The 9,552-nt window shown below is 37.1% G+C and carries 8 protein-coding genes and 1 pseudogene; 8 read left to right on the top strand and 1 reads right to left on the bottom strand.

Annotated features, from left to right (window positions below; all coding sequences use genetic code 11):
• Positions 1 to 264, top strand: a pseudogene (locus VNJ50_RS03425) (FAD-binding oxidoreductase); the annotation flags it as partial.
• Here VNJ50_RS03425 and VNJ50_RS03430 read toward each other — a convergent pair.
• Positions 261 to 803, bottom strand: coding sequence for a CvpA family protein (locus VNJ50_RS03430; RefSeq protein WP_325579069.1), 543 nt, complete (start codon positions 801 to 803; stop codon positions 261 to 263). The pseudogene VNJ50_RS03425 and the gene VNJ50_RS03430 overlap by 4 nt on opposite strands.
• 278 nt (positions 804 to 1,081) lie before the next feature.
• Between VNJ50_RS03430 and VNJ50_RS03435 the strand changes: the two genes are divergently transcribed.
• From VNJ50_RS03435 to VNJ50_RS03465, 7 genes are all read left to right on the top strand, one after another.
• A complete protein-coding gene (locus VNJ50_RS03435) occupies positions 1,082 to 1,438 on the top strand; it encodes a hypothetical protein (protein WP_325579071.1) in 357 nt (118 codons plus the stop codon).
• 86 nt (positions 1,439 to 1,524) lie between these two features.
• The gene (pheS, locus tag VNJ50_RS03440) at positions 1,525 to 2,544 is read left to right on the top strand and encodes a phenylalanine--tRNA ligase subunit alpha (RefSeq protein WP_325579073.1); all 1,020 of its coding nucleotides are present in this window, start codon (positions 1,525 to 1,527) and stop codon (positions 2,542 to 2,544) included.
• A gap of 104 nt (positions 2,545 to 2,648) precedes the next feature.
• Positions 2,649 to 3,155: a transcriptional regulator gene (locus VNJ50_RS03445; RefSeq protein ID WP_325579075.1), complete on the top strand. Its 507-nt coding sequence runs from the start codon at positions 2,649 to 2,651 to the stop codon at positions 3,153 to 3,155.
• The gene (locus tag VNJ50_RS03450) at positions 3,155 to 4,282 is read left to right on the top strand and encodes an efflux RND transporter periplasmic adaptor subunit (RefSeq protein ID WP_325579077.1); all 1,128 of its coding nucleotides are present in this window, start codon (positions 3,155 to 3,157) and stop codon (positions 4,280 to 4,282) included. The genes VNJ50_RS03445 and VNJ50_RS03450 overlap by 1 nt, the downstream gene beginning before the upstream one ends.
• A 6-nt stretch (positions 4,283 to 4,288) precedes the next feature.
• Positions 4,289 to 7,441, top strand: a complete 3,153-nt coding sequence (locus VNJ50_RS03455) for an efflux RND transporter permease subunit (protein WP_325579079.1) — start codon at positions 4,289 to 4,291, stop codon at positions 7,439 to 7,441.
• 14 nt (positions 7,442 to 7,455) lie between these two features.
• Positions 7,456 to 8,853 (top strand): efflux transporter outer membrane subunit, encoded by a 1,398-nt coding sequence (locus VNJ50_RS03460; RefSeq protein ID WP_325579081.1) that lies wholly within the window; start codon positions 7,456 to 7,458, stop codon positions 8,851 to 8,853.
• Positions 8,854 to 9,399: 546 nt separating this feature from the next.
• A complete protein-coding gene (locus tag VNJ50_RS03465) occupies positions 9,400 to 9,540 on the top strand; it encodes a hypothetical protein (RefSeq protein ID WP_325579083.1) in 141 nt (46 codons plus the stop codon).
• The last annotated feature ends 12 nt before the right edge of the window (positions 9,541 to 9,552 follow it).

A 9,552-nucleotide genomic window follows, 5' to 3' on the forward strand; every position in this document is an offset into this window, starting at 1 on the left:
CTGGAGCAGTATTTAAGTTTGAAAAAGCTAAAAAAATTACATTTGGCGTATTCGCAGCAATATGAGCGTTTGTATGTTCAGCATCTGATAAAACGTGATGGCGAACATATTGCAAAAACTTTAGAAGAGAACGGCTATATAATGATATGCGGATCTTTGGCTATGTATAATGATCTTATGGACATCTTAAATACCATTTGTCTTCAATACAATAAAAAGCCAGTAATTACTTATAAAAAACAGATAAAATCGGATTGTTATTAGTTTTTTTGCTCAACTTCAAGATCAGTTTCACCTTGCAAAGTATCTTCAAGCTCTCTTTTCTTTTCTAAAATAATCGGAAAAATAGAAGGCACCATTGATTTCACCGGATGATATAATGCAGAATCGTCAATGGTTTTTTGATCGGTAAGCGGAATAGCGCGGTTCAGACTATCATAAATATTGAGAATAACACTCAAAATCAAAGTAATTTTAACGGTACCAAAAAGCGCACCAAGCAATTTGTTCACGATACCTAAAGCGGCAAAATCGGCCAGTTTTGTCAAAGCTTTTCCGGCAAGTGCAATGACCAAAACGATGATGACAAATGTAGCTGCAAAGGCAGTGATATTAACGGTTTGTTCGTCCCATTGTGAATTTTCATCAATAAATGTTGCCGCATAATTACTGAAGTGCAAGGCCCCATAAACCCCAGCTACCAAGGCAATAAGCGAAGCTATTTCGACAAATAAACCATTCATAAATCCACGTACCAATCCTAAAACAATAAAACCAATCAAAAAGAGATCTAAACCACTCATACCCTATGTATATTTTAGCAAACGTACATAAATTTAAGATTTTTAGACTTATAAACTTTAAACAGAATACATTGTTTGTTAACTTTGCCAAGGAGTTCTAAGTTGAATGATCAACAAGCAACTAAAACAACCAATACTATTTGGTTATAAACAAAATAGAACTCCAAACCTGAAACAAAACTGACTTTGATGCCGAAGTTGAACTTCATTTTCAAGTTCATTTTCTAATTCGATTTCAATACTAACTAAAAAGATTCCTGTCTACGCAGGAAATAAACATGTCAAGAGACGTATTATTAAAAAAACGATGGGAATTGGTGGTGAGTAAGCTTTCCAATCAATTTGCCGAAGGCGATCCGCTGGACCTCGACGCTATTATCTATTTAATTGGCGTTCAAGAGTTAGGTCAAATTCATAGAAAATTTAAAAAAGATCATAAATTAGATTTAATGCATATTGCCATTTGCAGGTTATTAGAACCTTACGGCTATTATGAATTTGATTATTTTGATGAGGATAAATGGCCACATTATAAATTCAAGGAAGAATTACCGCCGCTAAAAGCAGGAGAACAAAGTGTTTTAATGAAGGAAGCTATTGTAAATTACTTTCTTGAATCCAAATATATTCAATAACCCTGCATATCAAAACCTATAGGTTTTAAAACCTTGTAGGTTTTAATCCGAAAAACATTAAATTTGCACTTCCATTTTTTTGACTTATGATAGACAAGATTAAAGCACTCATCGCTGAAGCCGAAACCTTTAAAGCCCAAACTAAAGACGAAATAGAAACATTCCGCATCAAGTTTTTAGGAAAAAAAGGCTTGCTCAATGATTATTTTGCCGAATTTAAAAACGTTGCCAACGATCAGAAAAAGGAATTTGGTCAAGTTATTAATCAGCTGAAAAAAACTGCCGAAAACAAAGTCATTGCGCTAAAGGAAGAACTGGAAAGCAAAGAAGAAACCAAAGGTATTTATGGCGATTTGTCCCGTCCCGGTGAACCGATTGCTATAGGTGCCCGTCATCCCATATCAATCGTGAAAAATCAAATTATCGATATTTTTTCACGCATTGGTTTTAACGTTAGTGAAGGTCCGGAAATTGAAGATGATTGGCACAACTTTACCGCATTAAACCTGCCGGAATACCATCCCGCACGTGACATGCAGGATACGTTTTTTATTCAAACAAATCCTGATATTTTATTGCGCACGCACACCAGCTCAGTACAAGTACGGTATATGGAAAGCAACCAGCCGCCCATTCGAACCATTTCACCGGGCCGTGTTTTCAGAAATGAAGCCATATCATCGCGTTCACACTGTTTTTTCCATCAAGTAGAAGGGCTTTATATTGATAAAGACGTCAGTTTTGCCGATTTAAAACAAACCTTGCAATATTTCACTACTGAAATGTTTGGTAAAAGTAAAATCCGTATGCGCCCGTCGTATTTCCCATTTACAGAGCCAAGTGCCGAAGTAGATGTCTATTGGGGATTGGAAACAGAAATTGACCATCGAATTACCAAAGGCACCGGATGGTTAGAGATTATGGGCTGTGGTATGGTTGATCCTAATGTTCTGGAAAATTGTGGTATCGATTCAAAAATCTATTCCGGATTTGCCTTCGGAATGGGTATTGACCGCATTGCCATGTTATTGCATCAAATCGGGGACATCCGATTGTTGAGTGAAAATGACGTTCGGTTTTTAGAGCAATTTAAATCTTCTATATAGACGCTCGGGCATCGCTCTGAGCCTAATTTTATTTAACATTATTTTAACTTCGAATGGTTCGGGATATTCCGAACCTTGCTTACCTTTGCACAAAATCTGAAATTATGCCAGAGAAAATGTGCCCTGAAAAACAGGATCTCGTTGAAAGGTTAGGAGTATTTATGGAGCAAAAGGAGCAATTAGCACCTTTGGCCGCACGGATATTATCCTATATCGTCCTAACAGGTAGCAAAGGCACCACCTTCGAGGATCTAGTAAGGGATCTATGTGCCAGCAAGAGCACCATTTCGACGCATCTCAACCATTTATCGGACTTAAAGAGAATCGTGTATTTTACCAAACCCGGCGACCGAAAAAAATACTACAACATGAACGAAGATAGCATCATTCAAAACATTGATGCCTTGATGGATTCATGGATTACCCAAAGAGAATTGCATGAAGAAGTTAGGATTTACAAAAACAAAATCAACAGTCAAAGCACTGAAGATATCCTAAGGTTTAACCTTGATTTTCATGACGATTACATCCTGTTTCTTGAAGAAATAACCAAATCTGTATCCAAGTTAAGATCGAAAATAATAGAAAAAAAATCACTAAACTCTAATTAATGAAAACAATTAAATTACCCATAGTATTATCCCTAAGTTTTATAGCTCTGTTTTGGAGTTGCGGCGATAAAGAGCAAGGAGGAGCACGAGGGCCACAAGGACCTATGCCCTTTCCAACAATTACCGTTCCTTCACAAACTACAACTGCATATACCACATATCCAACAAGTTTGCAAGGTATAATTGATAGTGAAGTGCGCGCAAAAGCAACAGGGTTTATCACCGAAGTTTTAGTAGACGAAGGTCAAAAGGTTAAAAAAGGTCAAGTGCTTTTTAAACTTGAAACCCAAACTTTAACCCAAGATGCAGCTGCTGCAAAAGCAAATATTAATGCAGCGCAAGTAGAGGTCAATAAAATTATTCCACTTGTAGAGAAAAACATTATCAGCAGCTCACAGTTAGAAACTGCAAAAGCCAAATTGGCACAAGCAGAAAGTGTTTATAACTCTATCGTTGCCAATATTGGTTATGCATCCGTAAAAAGTCCGGTGGATGGTTATGTAGGTGCTATACAACTTAGAGAAGGTGCATTGGTAAGTCCATCGTCGCCAACGCCATTGACAACCATCGCTGATATCGAAAAAATTTATGCGTTCTTTTCATTAAACGAAAAGGAATATTTGGATTTTATTCAAAATACGGAAGGAAACACACTTCAAGAAAAAATAAAATCATTGCCAAAAGTAAGATTGATTCTTGCTAACGGTAAATTGTACGAAGAAGAAGGTGTTATCGAAACGATTAACTCTCAAGTTGATCCATCAACAGGTACTATTACCTTTAGGGCAATTTTTGATAATCCAAAACACATTCTTTCAAGTGGCTATAGCGGAAAAATTCAATTACCAACAGTTTATACCGATGCCATTATTGTTCCTGCCACATCGACTTTTGAAAGACAAGGACTCACTTACGTTTATAAAGTACAAGGCGATACCCTTGCTGTGACTAGCTCTATTGATATTATTGATCGTGTAGATAATATCATCATTGTAAAATCTGGAGTTAAGCCTGGCGAAAAAATCGTAGCACAAGGATTAGGCAAACTAAGAGACAAAACTCCAATAATGCCACAGCCGGTAGATTTTGATAGTATAGCTAAAGGATTACAAAAAGTTTTTAAATAAAAATTCATGATAAAGAAATTTATTGATCGACCTGTTTTATCCAGTGTCGTATCTATCATAATCTTGATATTAGGAGTATTAGGGATTTCATCGCTACCAACCACCCAATATCCAGAGATTGCCCCGCCAACAGTTCAGGTAAATGCAAATTTCCCTGGAGCTAACGCCGAAACCGTATTGGAAAGTGTTATTATTCCAATTGAAGAACAAATTAACGGTGTAGAGGGAATGACCTACATCACCTCTACAGCAAGTAATAATGGTAGTGCCAACATCACTGTTTATTTTGAACAAGGTGTAGATCCGGATATTGCTGCCGTAAACGTTCAAAACCGTGTATCGAGAGCAAATCCATTACTGCCTCAAGAAGTCATCCAATCTGGAGTTATCACCCAAAAACAGCAAACCAGTGCTTTGATGTTCTTTACGGTGTTTTCAAAAAACAAAGACTACGATGATACCTATATTCAAAACTACATGAACATCAACGTTTTACCAGAACTAAAGCGTATTACTGGTGTTGGTGATGTTAGTGTTTTTGGAAGTAAGGATTATGCTATGCGCGTTTGGTTAAAACCAGAAAAACTAGCTGCCTATAATTTAGAACCATCCGATGTTACGGCTGCCATTAGAGAACAAAGTAGAGAAGCCGCTGCAGGTGCATTAGGACAAAACGATGCCCAATCTTTTGAATACACATTAAGATATAGTGGTCGTTATAAAGATGTTTCACAATATGAAGACATCATTATCAAATCATTGGGCAATGGCAGATTTTTGACCTTAAAGGATGTTGCAGATGTAGAGTTGGATGCTCAAAACTATGGCGCCATATCATTTACAGATGGCTACCCTGGCATCAGTATGGCGGTATATCAAACTGCTGGATCAAATGCTCAGGAAATCATTCAGAATATCCATAAAAAAATGTCGGAAATCTCCAAAGATTTTCCAACTGGTGTGGAATATGTAGTCAACTTTGATACCAACGAATTTTTGGACGCATCCATTGAAAAAGTAATAACCACTTTGGCCGAAGCGTTTTTATTGGTATTTATCGTGGTATTTATCTTCCTTCAAGATTTCCGTTCCACGTTAATTCCGGCCATTGCTGTTCCGGTTTCTATTGTCGGAACCTTCTTTTTCTTAGGTTTATTTGGATATTCCATCAACCTATTAACACTTTTTGCATTAGTACTTGCCATTGGTATTGTGGTGGATGACGCGATTGTTGTGGTTGAAGCGGTGCATGCCAAACTTGAAGAAGGTAGTGAATCGGCCAAACAAGCCTCCTACTCTGCGATGGATGAAATTACCGGTGCTATTATTTCCATTACCTTAATCATGGGTGCTGTGTTTATTCCTGTAACTTTTATTACGGGACCAACAGGGGTTTTCTATGAGCAATTTGGTGTGACCCTAATTGTTGCGATATTCATTTCGGCAGTCAACGCCCTTACACTGAGCCCGGCATTATGTGCTTTATTCTTAAAAACAAATGACGAAAAAATCAAGAAAAAAGGTTTCTTGGGACGATTTTTTGATAAATTCAACATTGCCTTTTCCATCACTACTGATAAATACACCAAGTCATTACGGTTTTTATACAGACATAAATGGATGACATGGGCATTTTTAGCTGCAAGTGTGGTTGGTATTATCTGGGCTTCCAATACAACGCCAACTGGTTTTGTACCTGATGAAGACCGTGGACTTATCTTTGCAAACATCGAACTTCCTGCTGGAGCATCATTAGATAGAACTGTAGAAGCTACAAATCTATTAGGTGAAAAAATGAGAAATATCCCAGGCATTAGTGGTTTCTCATTAGTTAACGGGTTTAGTATTATTAGTGGTGCTGGGAGTAACTACGGTATTAGCTTTATCCGATTGGATCCTTGGGGTGATAGGAAAGATGACGACAAAACGGTTGAAGCCATTACCGCCAAACTTTTTGGTGCGGCTGCCACTATTCCTGATGCTAAAATTATCTTCTTCCAACCGCCCAGTGTTCCAGGGTTTGGAGCATCATCAGGTTTTGAAGCTAAAATTTTGGACCGATCAGGCGGAAGTTTCAACGACTTGAGTGAAGTGACCCAAAACTATTTGAGAGAACTTTCACAACGTCCTGAAATTATGTATGCGCAATCGTCATTTAACACGGACTATCCACAGTATGAAATTGAAATTGATATTGCAAAAGCTAAAGAAGCAGGTATTAGCGTTAGTTCTATCCTTACCACACTTCAAGGTTATATTGGAAGTATTTATACGGCCGACTTTTCAAAATACGGAAAACAGTACCGTGTATTTGTACAAGCCTTACCAGAAGACCGATCTAGCACAGAAAGCTTGAATCAAATTTTTGTGAAAAACAATAAAAACGAAATGGCACCTATTACTGGTTTTGTCAATTTAAAACGTGTTTATGGACCACAATCCGTAACCCGATTTAACTTATTCAACTCCTCAAGTGTGAGTGGAGCAGCTGCACCAGGATATTCTTCCGGAGATGCCATTAGAGCCGTACAGGAAGTAAGTCAAACGGCATTGCCACAAGAATATTCAGTAGATTTCTCAGGATTGACCAGAGAGGAAATTTCTGCAGGAGGGCAAACAACAGCCATTTTTATCTTGGTTATTTTGTTTGTGTACTTCATTCTTGCCGCACAGTACGAAAGTTATTTAATTCCGTTTTCGGTAATTTTCTCAGTACCTGTTGGAGTATTTGGAGCTTATTTGGTCACCAAATTAGCAGGCCTGGAAAACAACGTCTATTTCCAAATTGCATTAATTATGTTGATTGGACTCTTGGCGAAAAATGCAATTCTGATTGTAGAATTTGCCCTCCAACGACGACGCGCAGGATATACCAGAATGAATGCTGCTTTTGAAGCTGCAAAAGTTAGATTAAGACCTATTTTAATGACCTCCTTTGCATTTATCATCGGATTGGCACCTTTGGTGTTCTCAACAGGAATTGGAGCTAGAGGAAACAATGCTATTGGTACAGGTGCTGTTGGTGGCTTACTGATCGGAACTATTTTTGGAGTTTTTGTAATTCCAATCTTATACATCTTCTTCCAATGGTTACAGGATAAAATCAATAAAACTCCCGATCATTTTGTTGTAGAAGCTGAAAATGACGAAACTATTTAAAACGCATCATCACTATGAAATATATTAAAGGTATAATTTTAAGCTTGACGTTGTTGACGTTGCAATCTTGTTTTGTGGCGAAAGATTATGTGCAACCACAAGTACAAGAAACTGAAAATCTGTTCAGAACAGATGCTTTGCCAACCGATAGTCTTTCAATGGCCGATGTATCTTGGAAAGAACTTTTCAAAGATCCGTATTTGGCTGGCTATATTGAGCAAGGCCTTGAAAACAATATCGACATTCGTGTGGCCATCCAACAAATATTGGCTGCAGAAGCATATGCAAAACAAGGAAAAGCAGGATTTCTTCCATCAATTAACGGAAGTGCTTCTGTAGCCCACCAACAAATGTCAAAAAATACGGCATTTGGAGCTATGTCATCAGATCGCTCTTCAGAACAATTTGATTTGGGTGCCAATTTATCTTGGGAAGCCGATATTTGGGGAAAAATAAGAAGTAATAAACGCGCATCCGAAGCAGATTATTTAAGAACTGTAGCAGCGCACCAAGCTGTAAAATCGCGTTTAGTGTCTAATATTGCAACCACTTATTACCAGTTGGTAGCCTTAGATGCCCAATTGGAAATCACCAAAGCAAGCGTCATGATACGCGATAGCAGTGTTGCTACCATAACATCCTTAAAAGACGCTGGCAATGTAACACAAGTGGCTGTTGATCAAAGTATAGCGCAATATAACAGTGCTCGTGCATTACAAATAGATTTAGAAACGGCCATTTTTCAAACCGAAAACGTTCTAAGCATTCTATTGGGACAGCAACCACGTGGTTATGCACGTACCAATTTGGACAGTCAGAATTTACAATCCGATTTAAAACTGGGCGTACCGGCAACATTGCTAAGAAACAGACCTGATGTGATTGCTGCCGAATTAAATTTGGTTAGAGCTTTTGAAATGACCAATGTGGCACGTAGTAATTTTTATCCATCACTGACCATTTCAGCAAACGGTGGCTTTCAAAGTTTGGAATTGGACCAATTGTTAAATACCAACTCGTTGTTTGCAAATGTTGTTGGCGGATTAACGCAGCCGATTTTCAATCAGCGTAAAATAAGAACGCAAAAGGAAGTGGCCGAAGCGCAACAAGAGCAAGCCTTATTAGAATTTAAGCGCTCTTTATTGATAGCAGGAAACGAAGTTTCTAATGCACTTTACGCTTATAATGCGGAAACCAAAAAATACGAATTCAGGGTATTAGAAGTTGAAGCGTTGCGAAATGCCGAGAAAAATTCGTCAGAATTGCTGATCAACGGTTTTGCCAATTACCTGGATTTATTGACCGCAAGACAAAGCGCATTAAATGCCGAATTGAACGTTATTGACAGTAAATTACAACAACTGCTAACTGTAGTTGACTTGTACGAAGCACTTGGCGGCGGCTGGAAATAAGCTGAAAACAAGATAAGTACAACCTCATTTTATTTATAAAAAAGGCTTAAAATATATGATGTATTTTAAGCCTTTTTTGGTTTTATATAACCGGTACTTGCTTTTAATCAACTTAAACTTGAGGGTTGTTCATGTAATTTTGCCACATCAAATAAAACTATCTCAATTAGCTTCTCCTTTTAGTAAAAGGGAGGTAGCTAAACCTCCTACCGTCGGTTTAGACGGAGGGTTTGTTTTTTAGCATTAGGCTACGCTATCGACGTTCATTACTCACTCATAAAAATTAAGAAAATTGATTAACTTCGGTAATCCATAAGTTGGATTCATTATAGAACGAAAATCTGAATTCAATATTTAAATGAAATGAAAAGAATACCACATTTAATTCTAATATTGACAGTTATATTTTCAAGTTGTGAAAATCCGAATAAAAAAATGATTTTGAAAAGCTAAAAAAAGAAAAAACAGAAATACAATTAATAATTGAAAAATCCAATGCTGAAAAACTACTTAATAATGCAAATACTTTTTTTCTAAATAAAAAATTTGAAGAGAGTAAAAAGAACTTTTAATATTATTAAAAAATATCCGGTTTCAAAAGAAGTTCCTAGAGTGGATATATTAATTAATCAAGTATATGTTGAATTGGATAAAATCAAAAATGAAGAGGAAATAATCAAAGAGTGATTTTAAAATCCC

The sequence above is a fragment of the Gelidibacter sp. genome (assembly GCF_035577925.1).
Lineage (GTDB): Bacteria > Bacteroidota > Bacteroidia > Flavobacteriales > Flavobacteriaceae > Gelidibacter.

Excerpts from the sequence above, each read along its gene's own strand:
- VNJ50_RS03430 (WP_325579069.1), bottom strand. The coding sequence starts at position 803 with ATGAGTGGTTTAGATCTCTTTTTGATTGGTTTTATTGTTTTAGGATTG.
- VNJ50_RS03435 (WP_325579071.1), top strand. The coding sequence starts at position 1,082 with ATGTCAAGAGACGTATTATTAAAAAAACGATGGGAATTGGTGGTGAGT.
- pheS (WP_325579073.1), top strand. The coding sequence starts at position 1,525 with ATGATAGACAAGATTAAAGCACTCATCGCTGAAGCCGAAACCTTTAAA.
- VNJ50_RS03445 (WP_325579075.1), top strand. The coding sequence starts at position 2,649 with ATGCCAGAGAAAATGTGCCCTGAAAAACAGGATCTCGTTGAAAGGTTA.
- VNJ50_RS03450 (WP_325579077.1), top strand. The coding sequence starts at position 3,155 with ATGAAAACAATTAAATTACCCATAGTATTATCCCTAAGTTTTATAGCT.
- VNJ50_RS03455 (WP_325579079.1), top strand. The coding sequence starts at position 4,289 with ATGATAAAGAAATTTATTGATCGACCTGTTTTATCCAGTGTCGTATCT.
- VNJ50_RS03460 (WP_325579081.1), top strand. The coding sequence starts at position 7,456 with ATGAAATATATTAAAGGTATAATTTTAAGCTTGACGTTGTTGACGTTG.